Source organism: Brachybacterium sp. GU-2 (assembly GCF_030866705.2).
GTDB lineage: Bacteria > Actinomycetota > Actinomycetes > Actinomycetales > Dermabacteraceae > Brachybacterium > Brachybacterium conglomeratum.
Window position 1 is genome coordinate 2,611,077 of sequence record NZ_CP133037.2, and the last position, 20,535, is coordinate 2,631,611.

18 protein-coding genes, 1 other RNA gene and 1 pseudogene are annotated in these 20,535 nt (G+C 72.8%); 13 read left to right on the top strand and 7 right to left on the bottom strand.

Going from position 1 to position 20,535, the window contains the following annotated elements:
* Positions 1-32 precede the first annotated feature (32 nt).
* Together RBL05_RS11880 and RBL05_RS11885 are read left to right on the top strand one after the other, a co-directional pair.
* Positions 33-1,619, top strand: a complete 1,587-nt coding sequence (locus RBL05_RS11880) for an AbgT family transporter (RefSeq protein ID WP_308739292.1) — start codon at positions 33-35, stop codon at positions 1,617-1,619.
* A gap of 81 nt (positions 1,620-1,700) precedes the next feature.
* Complete coding sequence (locus tag RBL05_RS11885; protein WP_308739291.1) at positions 1,701-2,258, top strand: pyridoxal 5'-phosphate synthase; 558 nt, start codon at positions 1,701-1,703, stop codon at positions 2,256-2,258.
* Positions 2,259-2,270: 12 nt separating this feature from the next.
* Here RBL05_RS11885 and RBL05_RS11890 read toward each other — a convergent pair whose 3' ends face one another.
* Together RBL05_RS11890 and RBL05_RS11895 are read right to left on the bottom strand one after the other, a co-directional pair.
* A complete protein-coding gene (locus RBL05_RS11890) occupies positions 2,271-2,774 on the bottom strand; it encodes a GNAT family N-acetyltransferase (RefSeq protein ID WP_308739290.1) in 504 nt (167 codons plus the stop codon).
* Between the two features lie 37 nt (positions 2,775-2,811).
* Positions 2,812-3,459 (bottom strand): hypothetical protein, encoded by a 648-nt coding sequence (locus RBL05_RS11895; protein ID WP_308739289.1) that lies wholly within the window; start codon positions 3,457-3,459, stop codon positions 2,812-2,814.
* A gap of 215 nt (positions 3,460-3,674) precedes the next feature.
* Between RBL05_RS11895 and RBL05_RS11900 the strand changes: the two genes are divergently transcribed.
* Both RBL05_RS11900 and RBL05_RS11905 read left to right on the top strand, forming a co-directional pair.
* Positions 3,675-4,199, top strand: a complete 525-nt coding sequence (locus tag RBL05_RS11900) for a CidA/LrgA family protein (protein ID WP_308739288.1) — start codon at positions 3,675-3,677, stop codon at positions 4,197-4,199.
* On the top strand, positions 4,196-4,894 hold the full coding sequence (locus RBL05_RS11905; protein WP_308739287.1) for an LrgB family protein: 699 nt from the start codon (positions 4,196-4,198) through the stop codon (positions 4,892-4,894). Before RBL05_RS11900 ends, RBL05_RS11905 begins: the two co-directional genes overlap by 4 nt.
* A gap of 10 nt (positions 4,895-4,904) precedes the next feature.
* Here the strand turns inward: RBL05_RS11905 and RBL05_RS11910 are convergent, their stop codons facing one another.
* Positions 4,905-5,705 carry an SDR family NAD(P)-dependent oxidoreductase gene (locus RBL05_RS11910; RefSeq protein ID WP_308739286.1) on the bottom strand — a complete coding sequence of 267 codons (801 nt, stop codon included), beginning with the start codon at positions 5,703-5,705 and terminating at the stop codon, positions 4,905-4,907.
* A gap of 35 nt (positions 5,706-5,740) precedes the next feature.
* On the opposite strand from RBL05_RS11910, the pseudogene RBL05_RS11915 reads away from it, so the two are divergent.
* The 3 genes and pseudogenes from RBL05_RS11915 to RBL05_RS11925 form a co-directional block, all read left to right on the top strand.
* A pseudogene (locus RBL05_RS11915) lies at positions 5,741-5,929 on the top strand (ATP-binding cassette domain-containing protein); the annotation flags it as partial.
* 356 nt (positions 5,930-6,285) lie between these two features.
* Entirely contained in the window at positions 6,286-7,449 is a 1,164-nt protein-coding gene (locus tag RBL05_RS11920) for an FAD-dependent oxidoreductase (RefSeq protein WP_308739285.1), read from the top strand.
* A gap of 78 nt (positions 7,450-7,527) precedes the next feature.
* Entirely contained in the window at positions 7,528-7,686 is a 159-nt protein-coding gene (locus RBL05_RS11925; protein ID WP_308739284.1) for a hypothetical protein, read from the top strand.
* A gap of 365 nt (positions 7,687-8,051) precedes the next feature.
* On the opposite strand, the gene RBL05_RS11930 is transcribed toward RBL05_RS11925, so the two are convergent.
* The gene (locus RBL05_RS11930; protein WP_308739283.1) at positions 8,052-8,564 is read right to left on the bottom strand and encodes a DUF779 domain-containing protein; all 513 of its coding nucleotides are present in this window, start codon (positions 8,562-8,564) and stop codon (positions 8,052-8,054) included.
* A 167-nt stretch (positions 8,565-8,731) separates the two neighbouring features.
* Between RBL05_RS11930 and RBL05_RS11935 the strand changes: the two genes are divergently transcribed.
* Positions 8,732-9,736, top strand: a complete 1,005-nt coding sequence (locus tag RBL05_RS11935) for an aldo/keto reductase family protein (protein WP_308739282.1) — start codon at positions 8,732-8,734, stop codon at positions 9,734-9,736.
* A gap of 301 nt (positions 9,737-10,037) precedes the next feature.
* Here the strand turns inward: RBL05_RS11935 and RBL05_RS11940 are convergent, their stop codons facing one another.
* A complete protein-coding gene (locus tag RBL05_RS11940; RefSeq protein ID WP_308739281.1) occupies positions 10,038-11,582 on the bottom strand; it encodes an alanine/glycine:cation symporter family protein in 1,545 nt (514 codons plus the stop codon).
* Positions 11,583-11,802: 220 nt separating this feature from the next.
* On the opposite strand from RBL05_RS11940, the gene ffs reads away from it, so the two are divergent.
* Both ffs and RBL05_RS11950 read left to right on the top strand, forming a co-directional pair.
* An RNA gene (gene ffs / locus RBL05_RS11945) (signal recognition particle sRNA small type) lies at positions 11,803-11,899 on the top strand.
* Between the two features lie 236 nt (positions 11,900-12,135).
* Positions 12,136-13,002: a CPBP family intramembrane glutamic endopeptidase gene (locus RBL05_RS11950; protein ID WP_308739280.1), complete on the top strand. Its 867-nt coding sequence runs from the start codon at positions 12,136-12,138 to the stop codon at positions 13,000-13,002.
* Here RBL05_RS11950 and RBL05_RS11955 read toward each other — a convergent pair.
* The gene (locus tag RBL05_RS11955; RefSeq protein ID WP_308739279.1) at positions 12,938-13,615 is read right to left on the bottom strand and encodes a MerR family transcriptional regulator; all 678 of its coding nucleotides are present in this window, start codon (positions 13,613-13,615) and stop codon (positions 12,938-12,940) included. The two genes, RBL05_RS11950 and RBL05_RS11955, sit on opposite strands and share 65 nt — an antisense overlap.
* Positions 13,616-13,700: 85 nt before the next feature.
* Here RBL05_RS11955 and RBL05_RS11960 point away from each other — a divergent pair, with 85 nt between their 5' ends.
* Positions 13,701-15,008, top strand: coding sequence for an MFS transporter (locus RBL05_RS11960; protein ID WP_308739278.1), 1,308 nt, complete (start codon positions 13,701-13,703; stop codon positions 15,006-15,008).
* Positions 15,005-15,631 (top strand): hypothetical protein, encoded by a 627-nt coding sequence (locus RBL05_RS11965; protein WP_308739277.1) that lies wholly within the window; start codon positions 15,005-15,007, stop codon positions 15,629-15,631. The genes RBL05_RS11960 and RBL05_RS11965 overlap by 4 nt, the downstream gene beginning before the upstream one ends.
* A gap of 16 nt (positions 15,632-15,647) precedes the next feature.
* Here the strand turns inward: RBL05_RS11965 and RBL05_RS11970 are convergent, their stop codons facing one another.
* The gene (locus RBL05_RS11970) at positions 15,648-16,997 is read right to left on the bottom strand and encodes an MFS transporter (RefSeq protein ID WP_308739276.1); all 1,350 of its coding nucleotides are present in this window, start codon (positions 16,995-16,997) and stop codon (positions 15,648-15,650) included.
* A gap of 292 nt (positions 16,998-17,289) precedes the next feature.
* On the opposite strand from RBL05_RS11970, the gene RBL05_RS11975 reads away from it, so the two are divergent.
* Complete coding sequence (locus RBL05_RS11975; protein ID WP_318603654.1) at positions 17,290-20,520, top strand: lamin tail domain-containing protein; 3,231 nt, start codon at positions 17,290-17,292, stop codon at positions 20,518-20,520.
* Positions 20,521-20,535 lie beyond the last annotated feature (15 nt).

Consider the following 20,535-nt stretch of genomic DNA (forward strand, 5'->3'; position numbering starts at 1 on the left):
AAGGCCTCTCCCCACCCCCGTCTGGAGAACCCATGAGCGCAACACCCGCTCCGCCGGCCAAGACCGGCCTGACCGACAAGATCCTCAACGGCGTCGAGAGGGCGGGCAACAAGCTGCCCGAGCCCTTCATGCTGTTCCTCATCCTGTTCGCCGTCACCGGCGTGGTCTCCACGGCCATGGCCTGGGCGGACGTGGAGGTGACGGTGCCCGGCTCGGACGAGGCCACCGTCATCAAGGGCCTGTTCACCGGTGAGGGCATGACCTGGCTGACCACCACCCTCGGCGAGAACTACATCGGCTTCCCGCCGCTGGTGACGGTGCTGCCGATCCTGCTCGCGATCGGCATCTCGCAGCACTCCGGGCTGCTCGCCGCCGCGATCCGCAAGCTGTTCGGCTCCTCGCCGTCGTGGATGCTCCCCTACGTGGTGGGCTTCGTGGGCGTGGTCTCCTCGATCATGGCCGACTCCGCCTTCGTGGTGGTCCCGCCGCTGGCCGCGCTGGTGTTCAAGGCCGCCGGGCGACACCCCGTCGCGGGCCTGCTGGGCGGCTTCGCGGCCGCCGGCGCCGGCTACTCCACCAACATCTTCCCCACCTCGCTGGACGCGCTGTTCGCGGGGATCACCACCTCCGTGATGGACGCGCTGCCGGACTTCGAGTTCACCTCCGTGAACCCGGTCTCGAACTGGTTCTTCAACATCGCCTCGTCGCTGGTGCTCGGCTTCGTCGCCGGCTTCATCATCGACCGGATCCTGGAGCCGCGCCTGAACCGCCAGGGCATCGGCCGCGACGAGATCACCGAGGAGGGCGAGGTCGCCACCAGCGGCGAGAGCGCCGAGCAGATGCGCGCCGAGCTCACCCCGGCGGAGAACAAGGGCCTGATCGCCGCCGTGATCGCCGCGGCGGTGCTCACCGCGATCGTGCTGGCGGCGACGCTGGCCTCCGCCTCGCCGTGGCGGAACGAGGACGGCGGCTTCCTGCCGAAGTCCCCGCTGCTGGACTCGATCGTGTTCCTGGTCGTCGCCTACTTCATCGTGCTGGGCCTGACCTACGGCATCGTGGTCGGCACCCTGCGCAGCACCAGGGACGCGGTCGCGATGATGACCGAGTCGCTCAAGGAGATGCTGCCCTTCGTGGTGCTCGCCTTCATCCTGGGCAACTTCATCGCCCTGTTCAACTGGTCCGGGATCGGCACCTGGATCGCCGTGACCGGCGCCGCCGCCCTCGAGGGCATCGGCCTGACCGGCTTCCCGGCGGTGCTCGGCTTCATGCTGCTGGCCAGCTGCCTGAACCTGTTCATCATCTCCGGCTCCGGCATGTGGGCGATCATGGCCGCCGTGTTCGTGCCGATGTTCGCGCTGATCGGCTACGAGCCCGCCTTCACCCAGGCCGCGTTCCGCGTGGGCGACTCCGCCACCCAGGTCATCACCCCGATGAACCCGTACATGATCGTGCTGCTGGGCATGCTGCGGAAGTACGAGCCCGGCGCGGGCCTCGGCTCGCTGATGGCGCGGATGCTGCCCTTCGTGGTCCCGTTCTGGATCGTGTGGACCGTGATCCTGGCGGTCTTCTTCTTCGCGGACCTGCCGCTCGGCCCGGGCAACGGCATCTTCCTCGGCTGATCCCCGCCCGCGGCCTCTCCTCCGACGGCCCCGTCGCTCCCCGGGTTGAGCGGCGGGGCCGTCGGCGCGAGGATGGCGTCCATGAGTGAGCTCGCCGACCGCCTTCGCGCCCTGCCGTCCTTCCCCGAGGACATGCCCGGCCTCGACCCGGACTCCGTCCCCGAGGACCCGGCAGAGCTCTTCCTCGCCTGGCTCGAGGACGCGATCGCGAGCGGCGCCCGCCAGCCGCACGCCATGACCTTCCAGACCCTCGACGGCGGCGCGCCCGTCGGCCGCACCCTCATCCTCAAGGACCTCGACGAACGCGGCCTGCACGTCTCCACGCACCGCACCTCCCGCAAGGGCGAGCAGCTCGCCGCGGACCCTCGCGCCGCGATGACCTTCTTCTGGCGCGAGAGCGGGCGTCAGGTGCAGGTGGGCGGCGAGGTCGTGGCGCTGGACGAGGCGACCTCGCAGGCTGACTGGGCCTCGCGCCCCTCCTACGACGGCTCCCCGAACCCGGACTGGCAGGTCTACGCGCTGCAGCCGGCCTGGTACGAGTTCACCCAGTCGCGGCTGGATCGCAAGCACGTGCGCGTCGGCTACCGGCGCGAGGGCGGCGCCTGGGCGCACGAGCGCGTCACCACCCCGGCGGGCTGACCGGCCCCCGCCTCATCGCTCCCGGACGAAGCGCCGGTGCGGGCGGCCGTAGGCGTCGACGGTCCCGTCGTCCGCGAAGCCGAGCCGGGCGAGCACCGCGGCCGAGGCCGGGTTCGCGAGGTCGCAGAGGCCGACGAGGCGGCGCAGCCCGAGCGGTCCGTCGGCCGCCTCCACGCACAGCCGTCCCGCCTCGGTCGCGAGACCGCGGCCCCACCGGCCCCGGGCCAGCGTGTAGCCGAGCTCGATGCCCTGGTCGGTGACCTCCAGGCCCGCATCGCCGATCAGCTCGCCGCTCGCGCGCTCGATCACGGCCCAGAACGCGAAGCCGTGCCGGGCCTGGTGGGCGGCGTAGTCGACGAGCATCTGCGCGGTCCGCTCAGGGGAGGCGGGCTCGCCGTCGCCGACGAAGCGCATCACCTCGGGATCGCCATAGACGCGATGCGCGGTCGAGGCGTCGTCGGCCGTGAACGGGCGCAGGTCCAGTCGCGGACCGCGCAAGGGGAACCGAAGGGTCATCCCGCCAGTATGGCGAGGGGCGGGCCCGGCCGGGAGGTCAGCTGACGACCGTGGCAAGGCCCTGGCGTGCGTGGCGCAGCCGGTCGGGGGAGTAGGCGGTGATGCCGATCTCCTGGGCGCGGCCCGGATCGGAGACGCGCAGGTTCCCGTTCTCGTCCTCGCCCTGGGCGACGACGAAGTGGCCGTAGTCGGCCCCCTCCTCGCCGAGCAGCCGGCCGTGGTGGACGTGCAGGATCACCACCTTGCCGCGCGCGGCGGCCTCCAGGCCCTCCTCGAACCGGGTGCGGGTGGCGCGGGCGCCCGCATCGCGCAGGCCGTTCTCGAGGTCGCCGAGATAGGCGCCCGTGTAGTCGACGGTCTTCTTCTCCGGCTCTCCCCAGGGGGACAGACCGCAGCGGGCCCGCATCTCGATGACCGCCCTGCGGTTGCCGCCCACCGTCGTGCCCTTCTCGCCCGAGACGTAGTGCGAGACCTTCCGGCCCGCGGCGACCATGGCGATGACCGTCGAGGTGGGGCCGCAGTTCTCCGTGTCCCACGGGCCGGTGCCGATCTGGTCGACGACCACGAGGTCGCCGGAGGCATTGGCCTGCGTGGAGGCGAGCAGTCCGGCCGCGGTGAGGCCGAGGGCGCCGACGCCGCGGAGCGCGGTGCGTCGGCTGAGGGTGCTGTCGAGCGGGCTGGGCAACCCGGTCACCTCCGAGGGGTCGTGGGGAGCGACCGGGCGAGCCTCAGCGGGCGGTCTCGATCGCGCACCGTCCCCGCGAGACGCGACCGATGCGCCGAAATGAGCCCTCCACGGTGTGACAGGGCCCCCGCGCGCGGCAAGACGTGCGTGATCCACCGCTCGTGCGGCACGGACCACATCGGGGCGGGCGCCCCGCTGCGGGCTACCCTTGCCGGGTGTCACGCGCCGCCCTCCTGCCTCCCGTGCTGCTCGGCCTCGTGGTCCTGCTGCTCGCGCAGATGATGGGCCTGGCCGCGACGGCCCTGCTCGACCTGCCCGTGCCCGGGGTGGTGCTCGGGATCGTGCTGCTGCTGCTGCTGGGGATCCTCCGGCCCACCCGAGGCGTGCTCCGCGCCGCCGAGCCCGCGGCGACCCCGCTGCTGGCCCACCTGCAGCTGCTGTTCGTCCCGCCCGGCGTGGGGATCCTGCTCGAGCTGGACACCCTCGCCGCGAACGCGCTCCCACTCGCGCTCGCCGTGAGCGGCTCCTTCGTGCTCGCGCTGGTGGTCTCCGGGCTGCTGCTCCAGGCGCTGCTGCGCCGCCAGGACCGCCGACGGGGCGCGGCGGGCGGGCCCGACGGTGCGCCACCGGCGGACGATCCGGACGGTGCGCCGCCGGCAGGCCGGCCGGACGGCTCCGGCAGGTCGCCGAGGCCCGGCGGGGCCGGGCCGTCGGCGGCCACGGGAGGTGCCTCCGCATGAGCGCGCTGTACGAGCTGCCGGTCTTCGGCCTCACCCTGACCCTCGCCGTGTACCTGCTGTCCTACGGGCTGTACCACCGGCTGGGCCGACCCGGCCTGCTCTCCCCGGTGCTGGTCAGCGTGGTGATGATCGCGACCGTGCTGCAGCTGACCGGGATGCCCTACGCCCTCTACCTCGAGCAGGTCACGCTGCTGACGCTCCTGCTGGGCCCCGCGACCGTCGCCCTCGCCCTTCCGCTGCTGCGCAACGGCCGCGCGCTGCTCGCCTCGGCGCCGGCCGTGCTCGGAACCCTCGTGGTCGCGGGGATCGTGAGCATCTCGGTGACCGTCGCCGCGATGGTCGCGCTCGGAGCCGACGAGTCGACGCTGCGCGCCGCGCTGCCGCGCTCGGTCACCTCGCCCGTCGGCCTCACGATCGCGGAGAGCCTCGGGGCTTCGATGCCGCTCGCGGTGGTGCTGACCCTGGTCTCCGGCACGCTCGGCGCGGTGGTGGGGCCGGCGCTGCTGAGCCTGGTGCGTGTCCGCGACGAGCGGGCGCGCGGCTTCGCGATCGGCCTGACCTCTCACGGGATCGGCACCTCGCGGGTGCTGGGGGAGTCGACGGTCTCCGGCGGCTGGTCGAGCGCCGCGATGGTGCTGAACGCACTCGCGATGACGGTGACGCTGCCGGTCGTCGCGCACCTGGTGACTCGCTGAGCGCCTGCGGTCAGAGCATCGCGTCGTACCCCGCCCGGAAGTCCGGGAACTCGAGCTCGCCCAGCAGCTCGTGCAACGCGGTCGCATCCAGCACGGTGCCTGCCCCGGGATCCTGTGACGTGCGCGGCGGCGCGGGCACGCCGAGACGCTGCGCGAGATGCGTGACAACCTCGCCGAGCAGGGCGGGTGCGCCGTCCGTCGCATGGAGCAGCGCCGGCGGTGCGGGCGAGGACAGCAGCGCGAGGATCGCGCGGGCGAGATCGACCTCGTGGATCCGGTTCGTCCGACGACCGTGCTCGACCGGGCGCCTCTCGAGGACGGTTCGGATCAGACGGTCCCGGCCGGGGCCGTAGATCCCCGCCGGGCGCAGGATCACCGCGCCGAACAGCTCGCGCGCCGTCTCCTCGCCCTCGACCAGCACGCGGGCGCGGTCGGAGCGCGGTCGCGCGGGATCCGCCTCGGTGAGCGGACGCGAGGCGTCGTACCCCTCGAGGACCCGGGTGGAGGAGACGAACACCGTGCGCCGTGGGACCTCGGGCAGCGCGGCCGCGAGATGCGCGAGAGGCTCGCGATAGCTCGGGGCGGCCGACGGGGTGAGGGTGATGACCATGGCATCGACCCGCGGCAGCGGGGTGGGGAGGGCGGCGGAGAGATCGGCGGCGACGGGCACGAACCCCGGCGGCAGGGAGCTCGGGTCGCGGCGCAGCCCGAGCACCTCGTGACGACCTCTCTCGTCCTGATCAGCGAGCAGCAGCTCGCCCACCCGCAGGCCCAGGCGCCCGCAGCCCACCAGCAGGGTCCTCGTGGTCATGGCCGTCCTTCCGCGCGGGGAGCCTCCAGTATGGCGCGATCCGGCCCAGCTTCGTGGACCGCTTCGTGCACACCCTCCCCGACGGCTGCGACACCGTCATCGAGGACGAGGGCGCGAACGTCTCCGCCGGCGAGCGTCAGCGGATCACGATCGCCCGCGCCTTCCTCGCGGACCCCGCGCTGCTGATCCTCTACGGGGCCACCAGCTCCGTGGACACCACCACCGGCCCCATCCCGGCCGGCGCCGCGACCGAGCCCGAGCGCGAGTAGCGCGGGCAGGGGGCGGAGTCGGCACATCGGCCGGCCGTGCCATGCCACGCCGCCCCGCCCTACCTCGCCCCGCCTCGACCGGGCCAGGCCGCGCGGGCCGCACCTTTTGTGCCCGTGAGGCCTCATGTGGGCCCACGCATGAGTCCTCACGGGCACAAAACCTTCTGCCATCCCGCCGCGTCCCGCTCCGACCCGCCGCATCCCGGTCCGCTCCGCCGCATCCCGCCGCGTCCGTCCCGCTCGCCTCGCGGCTCGAGAGCCTCCGGGAATCCCCCTGGGCAGCTCCGTCGGTCGCAGGTAGCGTCGAAGGCATGGACGTCACCGTCATCGGAGGCGGCATCGCCGGCCTCGCCCTCGCCCACCAGCTCGCCCCCGACCACGACGTCACCGTGCTCGAGGCCTCCCCGGGCCCCCGCGGCGGCGGCTACATGATCGACTTCTTCGGAGCCGGCTTCGTCGCCGCCGAGCGGATGGGGATCATCGACGAGCTGCGCGCCCGCGGCCACGTCTACGAGGGCGTGCGCTACGGGACGCCCGACGGGGCCGAGTCCGGCCGGATCGACGTCGGGCCCCTCGCCGCGGCCCTCGGCGGACGCTACTTCTCCATCCTGCGACCGGAGGTCGAGCTCGGGCTCCTCGCCGTGCTGCCGCGCTCCGTCGACCTGCGCTACACGGCCCGTGTCGTCGCGGTGCGCGACATCGGCCTGCAGGGCGGGGGCTCCCCGCGCGGCGCCCTGGTCGAGCTCGCCGAGGGCACCACGCTCGCCTCCGACCTCGTCGTGGCCTGCGACGGCGTGCGCTCCCCGGTGCGGGAGAGGATCGCGCCCGGTCACGGGGAGATCGTGCCGATGGGCTACCGCGTGGCGAGCTACCTCTACTCGGATCCGGAGCTCGCAGGCGAGCTGGGGGAGCGGATGCTCATGACCGACACCGTCGGCCGGGTCGGCTGGGCGTACGCGGCCGGCGACGGCCGGGTGGGCGCGATGTTCGCCGAGCGCACCGATGTCGCGAGCACAGAGCGGCCCGTCCCCGATCGGGAGCGGCTCCAGCGCGACTTCGCCGGCCTCCACCCGCAGGTCGACCGGGCCCTCGAGAACGCCCCGGAGTCCTTCTACGACGACCTCGCCGCCCAGGCGATCGCGCCCCGCTGGAGCCGCGGGCGCGTGGCCCTCGCCGGGGACGCCGCCCACGCCCCTTCGCTCCTGGCCGGGCAGGGCACCTCGCTCGCGATCGCGGGGGCCGAGGCGCTGGCCCGGAGCCTCCGTGCGGCCGGGCCGCACGTCGAGGTGGGGCTGGTCGAGTACGAACGGCGCTGGCGGCCGACGGTCGAGCAGGTGCAGCTCGCGGGCCGTCGCAGCGCTTCCTTCTTCGCCCCCGCGAATCGTGTCCAGCTGCGGATCCAGCAGATCGCCCGCCGGGCGGTCACGCTGCCCGGGGCGAGCCTGTTCGCCGCGCGGAGCGTCCTCGGCCACTGACCCCGCCGAGGGCGTGGTCCTCGCTCGCTCAGCGCCGGCGCACGTGCTCGGTGAGGCTCACCCCGGACTCGGACGCCCATGATTTTCCCGGGCGTGGCCGTGCGTCGCGTGGTCGTCGGCACCGTGATGCTCGAGCCGGTGCTGCTCACGCTGCGCCTGCTCGCCCAGCGCGAGCTCTCCGTGCGTCGCGCGAAGACCGTCGACGGGGGCCGGATCCGGACCGACCCTCGACGATGAACACCGCCCCGTTCCGAGCGGCCGAGCGTGCGACCCGGCGGCTCAGTACGGCGTCGTGGGCGGCGCCCCGGGCGGGGGCTCCGGCGGCGGGGGCTGGTCGGGCTGGGGGAGCGGCTCCGGTGGCGGCTCCGGCGACGGCTCGGGCGGTTGCCCGGGGATCGGGGCCGGCGGGTCCGAGGGCGGCGCTCCCGGCGGCTCGGTGGGCGGATCGGTCGGCGGGGCCGTGGGCGGCTTCCCGGGAGGGGTCATCGGCGGTTCGCTGGGCGGCGGCAGGCTGCCGCCGGACGGCGCAGACGCGAGCGAGTCGTTCGGCGCGCGTTCGGCATCAGGGAGGCCGACCGAGCGGTCCTCGAGCGGACGGCGGGTCATCGCGGACTCGTTCCCGGGACCTCGACCGGCACCCGGTCCTCCAGCATCCGCGACCGGGTCAGGAACCTCTTCCCGTCGGGGGACTCGAGGCTGAACCCGCCGCCGCGCCCGTCGACCAGGTCGATCGTCAGGTGCGTGTGTCGCCAGTAGGCGAACTGCTCACGGCTCATCCAGAAGTCCAGCGGACTGGTGCTGCCGTCGGGCAGCGGCACCTCGACGTGGCCCATCCGCACATCGGCGTCCCCCGTGATGAAGTCGCCCTCCGGGTAGCACATGGGGGAGGAGCCGTCGCAGCAGCCGCCGGACTGGTGGAACATCAGCGGGCCGTTGCGGTCGATGAGCCGCTGGATCTGCGCGACCGCCGCGCCGGTGAAGGCGACGCGGGAGAAGTCCTCGCCCTCGACCGTCGGCTCCATCTCCAGGACGTCGTCGGCCTCGGTCGGCTCCGGCAGCGGCGGCGCCGGCGGCTGTCCGGGCTGCGGGGCGGGGGTGGTGGAGGTGTCGGTCATCGGGCTCTCCTTCCAGCGCGGCCGACGGCGCGGCCGGCCGGGTGCGCGGCGGCGATCATCGGCCTCGGCGTCACGGGCACCCGGACGGCGGGTGCGACGACCGGCGTCGGCCGGTGTGACGCGGGCCACCAGGATAGACCCGTGCCGGCGGACATAGGGTGGAACGCATGGAACATCGCCACCTCGGCCGCTCCGGCCTCAAGATCAGCGAGATCATCTACGGCAACTGGCTCACCCACGCCTCCCAGGTCGAGGACGACCGCGCCCGCGCCTGCGTCCGCGCCGCTCTCGACGCCGGCATCTCCACCTTCGACACCGCCGACACCTACGCCAACACCGCCGCGGAGGTCGTGCTCGGCGAGGCCCTGAAGGGCGAGCGCCGCGAGTCGCTCGAGATCTTCACCAAGGTGTACTTCCCGACCGGCCCGAAGGGGCACAACGACACCGGCCTCTCCCGCAAGCACATCCGCGAGTCGATCGACGGCTCGCTGCGCCGCCTGGGCACCGACTACGTCGACCTCTACCAGGCGCACCGCTACGACGACGCGACCCCGCTCGAGGAGACGATGCAGGCCTTCGCCGACGTCGTCCACTCCGGCAAGGCCCTCTACATCGGCGTCTCCGAGTGGAACGCGGACCAGCTGCGCGCCGGCCACCAGCTCGCCCGCGAGCTCGGCATCCAGCTCGTCTCCAACCAGCCGCAGTACTCGATGCTGTGGCGGCTCATCGAGGAGCGCGTCGTGCCGACCTCGCGCGAGCTGGGGATCTCCCAGATCGTCTGGTCTCCGGTCGCGCAGGGCATCCTCACCGGCAAGTACAAGCCCGGGGCCGAGGCGCCCGAGGGCTCGCGCGCCCGCGACGAGAAGGGCGGCGCGGACATGATCAAGCGCTTCCTGAACGACGAGGTGCTCACCGCGGTACAGGGCCTGCTGCCGATCGCGGAGGAGCTGGGGCTCACCCCGGCGCAGCTCGCCGTCGCCTGGGTGCTCAGCAACGACAACGTCGCCGGCGCCATCATCGGCGCCTCCCGCCCCGAGCAGGTCACCGAGAACGTCAAGGCCGCCGGTGTCATCCTCGACGCCGACGTGAAGGCCCGGATCGACGAGGTCCTCGGCGAGATCCCCGAGACCGACCCGACGAAGACCCAGTCCCCGTCGCACCGCCTGTCCTGACCTGATCCGGCGCGCAGCCGGCAGTCGCGCGCCAGCTGCGCACAATTCCGCGCTCCCTGCGTGAGCTCACGCCGTATACGGCCGCGAGGTCACGCAGGGAGCGCATCTGTGTGCGGCGCAGCCGGTCGGGCGGGCGGCGAGGCGCGGCGCTGCTCAGTGGATCAGGCGAAGATCGCCTCGGGGAGCCTCGCCCCGCACTCCTGGAAATCGCCCGCACTCCTGGAAGCCCCCGCACGGACGGAGGAGCGGCCGGTCCCGGGGGCCGGCCGCTCCTCCGCGCGAGGGCGGGTGATGGTCCGCGTCAGCGGCCGGAGACCTTCTTCTCGAGGTCCTCCCCGGTCTCGCCCTGGCTGACCAGGCCGTCCGCCCGCAGCTCCCAGAACTCGGCGTTCTTGATGCCGAGCGGGCGCGGATCGAACTGCGGGTCCTTGCCGGCCTTCTTCTGCTGCTGGTAGTCCTTCAGCGCCTTGAGGGCAGGTCCCTGGAGGATGAGGATCGCGACCACGTTCAGCCACGCCATCGCGCCGACGCCGATGTCGCCGAGCGCCCAGGCGTTGCCCGTGGTGGTCACTGAGCCGTACACGACGGCCACGAGGATCAGTGCCTGCAGGAAGCGCACCAGGACGCGTCGCGCGGTGCGGTTGGGGATCCAGCGGTTGAGGTAGGTGAGGTTGACCTCGGCCATGTAGTAGTAGGCCACGATCGTGGTGAAGGCGAAGAAGAACAGCGCGATCGCCACGAAGGTCGGTCCCAGGCCGTGGAACACGGACTCGAAGCCGTTCTGCGCGAACTCGGGACCGTAGTCGGTGCCCTCGGGGACCGAGCCGGCGTAGATGAGCTCCTCGTCGGGCCCCTGGAACACCTGGTACATGTCGGTGGAGATGATCAGGAACGCGGTCGCCGTGCACACGAAGAGGGTGTCGATGTAGACCGCGAAGGACTGCGCGAAGCCCTGCTTGGCGGGGTGGGAGACCTCCGCCGCCGCGGCGGCGTGGGGACCGGTGCCCTGGCCGGCCTCGTTGGAGTAGAGTCCGCGCTTGACGCCCATCTCGACGGCCTTGCCGACGATCGCGCCGAAGACGGCGTGGGCGCCGAAGGCGCTCGAGAAGATCAGTCCGAAGACGTGGGGGATCTGATCGAAGTTCACGAAGAACACGATCAGCGCGGCGATGATGTAGAGGATCGCCATGATCGGCACGACCAGCACGGCGAAGTGTGCGATGCGCTTGACGCCGCCGATGATGATGAAGGCCAGCAGGATGACCACGCCCACGGCGGAGACCCAGTGAGGCAGCCCCCAGGCCTCGTAGGCCGCGGAGGCCATGCCGTTGCCCTGCACGCCCGGTAGGAAGAAGCACATCGCGACGACGGTGACGATCGAGAACACGATCGCGTAGACGAGGAACACCGGGGCGGCCGTGGTGTGCTTGAACGCCTTCTCGATGTAGTACGCGGGTCCGCCGCGGTACTCGCCGGTGTCCTTGTCCTTCTCCTTGTAGATCTGGCCGAGGGTGCACTCGACGAAGGAGGTCGCGGCGCCGAGGAAGGCGATCAGCCACATCCAGAACACGGCGCCCGGGCCGCCGATCGCGATCGCGGTGGCTACACCGCCGATGTTGCCCATGCCGACGCGTCCTGCGAGGGACATCATCAGCGACTGGAAGGACGAGGTGCCGTCGGGGGAGGCCTCGCCCTTCTTCAGCTGGTTGAGCATGTCGGGGATGCAGCGCACCTGCAGGAACAGCGTGCGCAGGGAGAAGTAGAGGCCGGTCAGCAGCAGCAGCCCCACCAGGGGGAGCGACCACACGAGGTTGTTGGCCCCGGTGATCAAGGTGTCGAAGAACATGGGATCTCCATGGGGAGGGGAAGGATGGTCGCGGACGGACATCGGGCTCGCCTGTGAGCCCGGTCACCGACATCGCCGTGGAGGAACAGTAGCGCGTCACAGCCCCGCAGACACCTCAAGGGATGTCCGTTATCCGACTGCAATGCGCGCGGAGGCGGTGAGCCGGGCGACATCCGACCGCTCCGGCATGACGCGGACCGGGCTCGTCTGTAGACTCGTGGACGACCCCTCGTGCGGTGTCATCTTGCTGAACTCCCCCAGGGCTTGACGGCAGCAAGGGCAGGTGAGCTCTGGCAGGTGCGCGAGGGGTCGCTTCATGCCCGGACGCAGGAGGTCCGACGGCCGCCGGCTCTGCAGGTCCGGCCATCGACGCGGCGCCTCCGGCCGACGAGCGCGCCCCCTGTCGCGCCCCGAGCCCCCCGCCGCCGACGGGGGATGCCCCCACCTCGGCCGGGCGGTCCTCCCCGTACCGCCGCCCCGGGCACGATCCCTAGCGTGGACGACGATGCGGAGCCCGCCCCGGGACCCGCGCATCCCTCCCCAGGAGCGCACGATGTCGACGCCCCCGGCAGTCGCCCAGCCCGTCCTCGCCCCCTCGCTGCGCCGCGTGCTCGCCTTCCTCGGCATTGCGCTCGCCGTCTCGACCGCCCTCTCCCTGCCCTTCGCGTTCGGGGCCCTGCCGCCGGCGGCCGTCGGCCTCGCCGTGCCGCTCGCGCAGCTCTCCCCGCTGCTGGCCGCCCTGCTGGTGCGCAGGCGCGGAGCGCCGTGGTGGCACGCCCTCGCGCTCGGCGTCCCGTCCGGGCGGGCGCTCGGGATCGCCGCCCTCGCCGCGATCGCAGCATTCGTCATGGTGCCGCTGGCCAGGGTGCTGATCGGGCTCGGCGCCGGGGTGCCGCCGTCGGCCGATGCCCTCCCGCTGTCGTCCCTGCTCCTCGCCGTGCCGGCCGTGCTGGTGATGCAGTCGCTGTTCGCGATCGGCGAGGAGGCGGGGTGGCGAGGCTGGCTGCACGGCGAGCTCCGCCCGCTCGGCTTCTGGCCGATGTCCCTGCTCGTCGGGGTGATGTGGGCGGTGTGGCATGCGCCGATCGTGCTCGCCCTCGGCCTCGCGCCGCGCGAGGCCGTGACCTATCTCGGCACCATCGTCGCCGTCGCACCGCTGCTGTCCGCGCTGCGCGAGATCTCCGGCACCGCCTGGGTTGCCGTGCTCGGCCACGGTCTGCTCAACAGCGCCCGTGTCGCGATCGAGCAAAACGTGCTCGGCCCGCTCGAACCCGAGACCGCCTGGCTGCTGGATCTGAGCAGCTGGGCGCTCTGGATCGCGGCGGCATGGATGGTGCTGCGACTGGGTGGGACGCTCAGGAGAGCCGACGCAGCACTTCCCGCTGCTGCGGGTTCAGGCCGCGCTCGGCCAGGTCGATGATCAGCCGGCTCTGCTGCTCGGTCACCTCCGGGACGTGCTCCGCGAGGACCTCCAGCAGCCGCCGCGTGTCCGCGACCAGCTGCTCCAGGGCGTCGGCGCCGGTGTGCTCGTCGACCGCGTCGAACCGGTCCTGCAGCTCCAGGATCCGCGGTCGCGTCCGGGGATCCTGGAGGACATCGGCCATCCGCTGGGCCTGCTCCTCGTCGGTGTGCAGGTGCGCGTAGAGCGTGTAGAGCGGAACGTCCTCAGGCTTGGTGACCAGCGCGGCGGCCAGGCGCGTCAGACCGAGGTGCGCTCCGGAGCGGGCCTCGGCGAGCCGCCTGCGCTGCGCCGTGAGCGCGGCGATCTGCCGGCGCAGCGCCTCGTCCACCTCGTCCAGGACGTCCTCCGCGGTCGCCGCCTCGGACTCCGCGACGACGGCCCCCGCCTGCGCGAGCGACAGACCGGAGCGGGTCAGATGCCCGAGGCGCACGAGGGCGACGAGATGCTCGACCTCGTACTCCCGGTAGCCGTTGGCGCGACGCGCGGGCTCGGGCAGGACCCCCTTCTGGTGGTAGTGGCGGACGGCGCGCACGGTCACGCCGGCCAGATCCGCGAGCTCTCCGATGCGCACAGCGCCATGCTCCCAGACGGCGCAGGGCGCGGTCCGGCACAGGAGCCTTGACCCTGACGCGACGTCATGGTCCGCAATGGTCTCCATGAGACGCATCATCCGGTTCTACCTGGCCTCCTACGGCACCTCGCTGCTGGGCAACTCGATCACCGCGATCGCCCTGCCCCTGCTGGTGCTGTTCACCACCGGCAGCCCGCTCGGAGCGGGCGTCGTCGCGATGGCCGCCGCGGTGCCGGCCGCCTTCGCGGGGCTGCTCATGGGTTCGCTCGTGGACCGCTTCGACCGACGCGCCGTTGCGATCCTCGCCGACGTCATCTCCGCGCTCGCCCTGCTCGTCCTGCCGATCGTGCATCTCACGGTCGGGCTCGAGCTGGGCTGGTTCATCGCCGCCGCCGTGCTGAACTCCTTCGGGGACGTCCCGGGGATCACCGCGAGGGAGGCGATGCTGCCGGCGATCGCCCGCTCCGCGGGCGTGGGCGCCTCCCGGCTCATCGGTGTGCGCGAGTCGATGTCGGGGGTGGCGCTGCTGATCGGCCCCGCCGTCGCCGGGATCCTCGTCGCCGCGCTCCAGCCGGTCACGGTGCTGTGGTTCACCGCGGGGCTCGCAGCGCTGGCCGCCCTGCTCACGCTCGTGATCCCACGGACAGCGACCGCGGCCGTCGCGCGCGACGGGCGCGCCGACGATCCCGCGTCCGCGCCCGCCCCCGCGTCGATCTTCGCCGGCCTCGGCGTGATCCTCCGCGCGCCGCTGCTGCGCGGGCTGGTCCTGCTGCAGCTCGTGCTGGCCGTCGTGCTCGCCGCCACCCAGGGAATGGTCGTCCCCGTCCACTTCGCGTTCCGGGGCGAGCCGGGGCTGGTCGGCTTCGTGCTCAGCGCGCTCGCCGTCGGACTGCTGCTAGGAGGGGGCTGCTTCGCCGCCCTCGGGCACCGCATCCCGCACCGCCGATGGTTCCTCGCCGGGCTCGTCCTCGTCGCGACCGGCGTCGTGCTGATCGCGGTCCTGGGTCCCACCTGGTCGGTCTTCCTCGGTGCGGCCGTGATCGGCCTCGGTGGAGGATGCATGAACGCCGTCATCGGCCTGGCGTTCGTCGAGAACGTCCTGGATGCCCGGCGGGGCAGGGTGCTGGGTGCCCAGAACACACTGATGACCCTGGTCCCCGCCGGAGGGATCGGCCTGGCCTCCGTGCTGATCGAGCTCGGCGGGCTCCCGCTCGCCACCGCCGTCCTGGCCGGTCTGTGGATCCTCGCGGCGCTCGCCACGCTCCTCTCGCCGCGCCTGCGCCGCCTGGGGGACCCTGGCGCGCATCCCTCGCCGCGGCGTCCCCGACCGGACGGCGCCGGTGCCCACCCGTCGCCGTCGCCCACCACCGCTCCCGGAAGGAGCAGCCGATGAGGATCTGGCTGAACGCCCGCACCGTCCTCCACGACCACTGGAGGACCTACCTCCTGCTGAACCTCGCCGTCTACGACGTCCTCGTGGCGTCGGCGGTGATGACCCTGCTGCTGCCCGGGCTGCGCGGACGCGCTGCGCAGGACGTCGAGACCTTCGGCGGCCTCCCGATCCTGTCGCTCGTGACCGAGGCGTACACCGACGGCGACGTGCTGGCGGCGGCGGTGGGCACGTTCCTGGCGAACCTGCTGTTCGCCGCCGTGCTCACCACCACGCTGCCCTCCCTGCTGATCCCGTACGTGGGCGTCGTGCTGACGGTCCTGCGCACCGGCATGAACGGCGTCTGGCTCACCCCGACGACGCCCGGTGAGGCGATCGCTCTCCTGCCCCACCTGATCGTGCTGGTGATCGAGATGCAGGCCTATGTCCTCACGGCGCTGGGGACCGTGGTGCTGTGGCGCACGACGTTCGGGCACCGGCGTCTCGAGCTCCCGTCGGCGGGGGCGGGATATCGCGCCGGGGTCGCGGACATGCTGCGGCTCTATCCAGTCATCGCCGCCCTTCTGCTGATCATCGCGATCGTCGAGGCGATTGAGGTCATCTGGATCATGCCGCTGCTGGGGTGAGGGCCCCAGCGCAGGCTCACAGATGCTCGGCCGGATGCTCCTCCAGGGTGCTCGCCCGCTCCTCCACGGTCGGGGCCGACGGGACCGCGGCACGGGGGTCGCCGAGCGCTGCGTTGACCAGCGCGGCGAGGACCACGAACGCCGCCGCTCCGGTCGGCAGCCACATCGCAGCCTCGGCCCCGACGCCGTCCGCGACCGCGCCGGTCAGCGCCGAGGTCGCGGACTGGCCGACGATCGTGGCCGAGCCGAGCATCGACATCAGCGTCGCCGAGCGGCCCTGCGGGGCGCGGTCCGCGGCGAGGCTGTAGATCGTCACGATCGTCGGCCCGATGCCGATGCCCGCCACGGCCATCGCCCCGACCAGGCCCCACAGCCCGCCGGCGAGGCCGAAGGCGACCATCGAGGCGAGCATCAGCGCGGAGAACACCAGCCAGCGGTGGGAGCGGCGGAAAGCCTCCGGGAACAGCGAGATCGACAGCGCCAGGATCGTCGAGCCGACGCCCATCACCCCGTAGACCAGGCCTGCGGAGTCGCCGGCGCCGCGGGTGTCGAGGAAGGCCGTCAGCGAGGTCAGCACCGTGCCGAAGAACAGGCCGACGCCGAGCGCCCCGGCGACCAGCACGAGCACCCGCGCGGTGCGCAGCTCCGCGGCGGGCGCCTGCTCGGTCGGCGACTCGCTGCTGGGCGCGGAGGCGCGCGCGGTGGGATGCAGCGCGAAGGCGGTGACGAACACGAGGGTCAGGAGGGCCGCGCCGATCATCGGCGCCGCCGGGGACATCGTGGTGGCCAGCAGGCCCACCACCACGGGGCCGAACATGAAGGCGGTCTCGTCGGCCGCGGACTCGTAGCCCATCGTGGCGTTGAGGCTCTTCGCCCGGCGCGCGACCGGCAGGCGGGTGAGGATCAGGTGCACCAGGCGGGTGCGGGAGAACGGGCCGATCTGCGGGGAGGACGCACCGATCACGAAGCCGACGGCGAGCACCGCGACATCGGGCAGCGGGCTGAAGGCCACCCAGGCCAGGCCCATCAGCGCCAGCGAGTTCACGATCCCGGCCACCAGGATCACGCGGCGCTGGCCGAAGCGGTCCGCGGCGGCGCCCAGCAGCGGACCCACCAGCGCGGAGCCGAGGCCGAGCACGGCCGAGTTCAGCCCGCCCAGCGCGATCGAGTCGCGCGCGGCGACGACCAGGGTCAGGGTGCCCACGATCATCATCGCGAAGGGGAAGCGGGCGATGAACGCGATGGGGAAGTAGGCGCTGCCCGCCTCGCGGCGCAGCGTGGTGGGAGCGGGGATGCCCCGGGTCGGGCCGTCGACGGGCCGGGCGTCGTCGGCGCGGAACTGCGGGGCGGTGTGCGGCGTGGTCATCGAACCTCCATGACGGTGGTGCCGCCTTGGACGATCCACGTCGTGGATCCGAGGTAGATGCACCCGGGAACCCGCCGGAGCGGGTGGGGAACGCATCGATCCTATGCGGGACGCGGGGGCGTGACCAGGGAGGGGGCAGGTGGGGTGCGCGGAGTCACCGATGACCGGATCGAGACCGGTCCGCAATGGTCGCGCCGAGTCCAGGACACCCTCGCGTCATGCGCCGTTCGCCTTCGCCACGTACTTATGGGAGCGCTCCCACACAGTGCTCCCCACGATGAGAACGGACACCATGCCCACTCCCAGCTCCCCGCCGCTGTGCCGCGCCGGCATCGCCCTGCTCGCCGGCACCGCCCTCGCCCTCGGCCCCGCCGTCCTGCCGCTGACCGGACCGCTCGGCGCCCTCGCCGGCAGCACGATCCCCGCTGCGCAGGCCGCTCCCGTCCCCGGCGGACCGCTGCTGGTCACCGAGATCGCACCGGACACCGTCGGGGCCGACGAGTTCGAGTTCGTCGAGCTCACCAACACCTCGACCGAGCCGGTCGTCGTCGGCGGCGAGGACGGCCACTCGCTGAGCTACATCTACGCCGACAGCGCCGATACGGCCCGCGACGTCCCGCTCACCCTCGAGGAGACGGTCGAGATCGCCCCCGGCGACTCGCTCGTGCTGTGGCTGAGCTACGAGGCGAAGGACCTGGACTCCTTCGCCCGCACCGTGGAGGAGTTCCGCACCCACTGGGGCGCCGCCGAGGACGTCCCCGTCGTGCGCGTGACCGGCCAGCCCGGCATGGCCAACGGCGGCGGCCGCGGCGTGCGCGTGCTCGACCGCGCCGGCGCCGAGGTCTCCCGGAGCTTCTACTCCGCCGGCTCCGTCGGCCAGGACCTCAGTGCCCACTTCGCACTCCCCGCCGCCGATTCGCTCTCCGCGACCCTGTTCGCGAGCGCTGCCGCCCCCACCCCGGGCGCCGTCGACCCCTCCCAGCTCACGCCCGCCGAGCCCGAGCAGCCCGAGCAGCCGGAAGAGCCCGCCGAGCCCGAGCAGCCCGCCGAGCCCGTGGACCCGCCGGCCGCACCGCCCGCCGACTCCCTCGTCGGCCACCTGCAGATCACCGAGCTGGTCCCCGACTCCACCAACATCGACGGCGCCGACGGCTACGAGTTCATCGAGCTGTACAACGCGACCACCGCCCCGATCTCGATGGCGGACTACGAGCTGCGCTACCTCTACACCGCCGACGGCGAGTCGATCACCAACGCCGCGGACTGGCCGCTCAGCCCGTCGGACGCCGTGATCGAGCCCGGCGGCACCCTCGTGATCTGGGTGCGGAACGGCTCCAACGACGCCGCCACCGCCGAGGACTTCGCCGCGAACTACGGCGCGGACCCCGCCTCGCTGCACCTCGTCGAGACCCCCACCGCCGGGATGGCCAACGGCTCCGGGCGCGGGCTGGAGATCCGCACCCGCGCCGGCGACAGCGTCCACCGCGCCTTCTACAACCTCTCCGGCGCCGACGACACCCAGCCCGACCAGGGCATCCAGTACCGCACCGGCGACGGCGCCGACGGCGCGCAGCCCGACTTCTCCCGCGCGGAGAGGACCGGCCTCGCCCCGGCCACCCCCGGCGCGGTCGACCCCTCCCAGGTCCCCGCCGCACTCGTGGACGTCCCCGCCGATACGCAGGCGCCCGAGGTCCGCGACCTCAGCCCAGCGGAGCTGGACCCGTCGGCCGATGCCGTGATCAGCCACGAGGTCACCGATGACGTGCAGGCCCGCACCGTCACCCTCCACCTCCGCTCCAGCGCCGAGGACGAGTTCACCCCGATCACCGTGCGCCGCACCGAGGGCGACCGCTTCGACCACGCCATCCCCGCCGCGGACCTCACCGGCAAGCGCTGGTTCGAGTACTACCTCGTCGCCTCCGACGGCACCCACGAGACCCGCACCGAGCCCACCCGCGTGGCGCTGACCGGCGTGGACGCGGCCGCGCTGCGCATGAACCTCGCCGAGGGCCAGTACGTCTCCGGCACCACCTCCGTCTCGGTGGCCGGCGACCGGTACCCGGCCGAGGCGACGGTGAGCATCGATGGGACCGAGCGCAGCGACGTCGTCCCCGCGCTCGAGGCCGCACCGGTCTTCGCGATGGACGTCTCCCAGACCGACACCTTCTTCCGCAACGGCGTGCTGGAGGGCGACGAGGTCATCTCGATCTTCGACGAGGGCACCTACGCGAACTGGACCGGCCACGACGCCGAGGTGCCGCTGCAGCACGTGACGCGCGGCGAGCCGCTCACCGTCACGGTCGCCGCCGGCACCAAGGCGTATCCCGGCATCGACGAGAACGAGAACAACGACGACTTCTCGATCCGCAACCTGCGCCTGATCCTGCCCGATGGCCGCACCCTCCGACCTGTCGACGGGGTCGACCCCGCCGAGATCATCGCGATGGGCGACTCGGCCGGCAAGCACGACCTCTACGACGCCGTCTTCGAGATACCCGAGGACGCCTTCACCGCGCAGGCCGTCGCCTGGGACACCACCGCCGTCGCCGACGGCGAGCACGTGCTGGTCGGCGCCGACGGGGACGGGAACCGCGTCGAGCGCACCGTGCTCGTCGACAACACCGCCCCGACCATCAGCACCGGGATCGAGGACGGCGCCGACTACCAGGGCCGCTTCTCCCTGGACGTGAGTGCGGAGGATGCAGGCAGCGGCCTCGCCTCCCTCACCGTGCTGCTGGACGGCGAGGAGGTCCAGCCGGGCGAGGAGCTCTCCTCCCTCACCCTCGACCCGGGCGAGCACACCCTGGAGATCACCGCGGCCGACGAGCTCGGCAACGAGGCGACGCGCACCCTCGCCTTCACCATCCCCGTCGAGGACCCGACCGCGACCCTCCTCACCGAGGACGGCCTGAGCGTGCCGGTGTGCGAGGCGCCCGAGCTCTCCGCCCGCGTCACCGACCCGTCGGGCGACCGGATGGACGTCTCCTTCCGCGCCGGTACCAGCGCATCTCTGACCGACGGGACCGTCGCGGGCACCGCCGGCGAGGTGCGCGACGCCGACGCCGCCGAGCGCGAGGGCGAGGCGCTCACCGGTGGGCAGACCACCGCCTCCGAGGACGCCCTGCCCTTCCACGAGTTCGCCGTCGACGTCCCCGAGGGGGCGGGAGAGGACGCCGAGGTGCATGTGACCTGGGAGGGGAGCGCCGATCCCGGCGCACGGGTGCGGCTGCTGGTCGAGGAGACCGCCGGCGGCCAGCTCATCGAGGTCGCCCACGCCTTCGCCGCCGAGGACGGCTCCGTCGCCTTCGACGAGGTGGTCCCCGCCGCCGGTCACGTCTCCGGCGGTCAGCTGCGCGCCGTCGTCCAGCACTCCGTGGGCTGGTCCGGGGAGACCTCTCCTCCCGCGGCGACGCGACCGCCCCGCACCATCCGGAGGCGACCGACCGCTCGGAGTACGACTTCACGCTGGCCTGGGAGTCCGACACCCAGTACTACAACGAGGAGTTCTACGAGCACCAGCTGAACATCCACGAGTTCC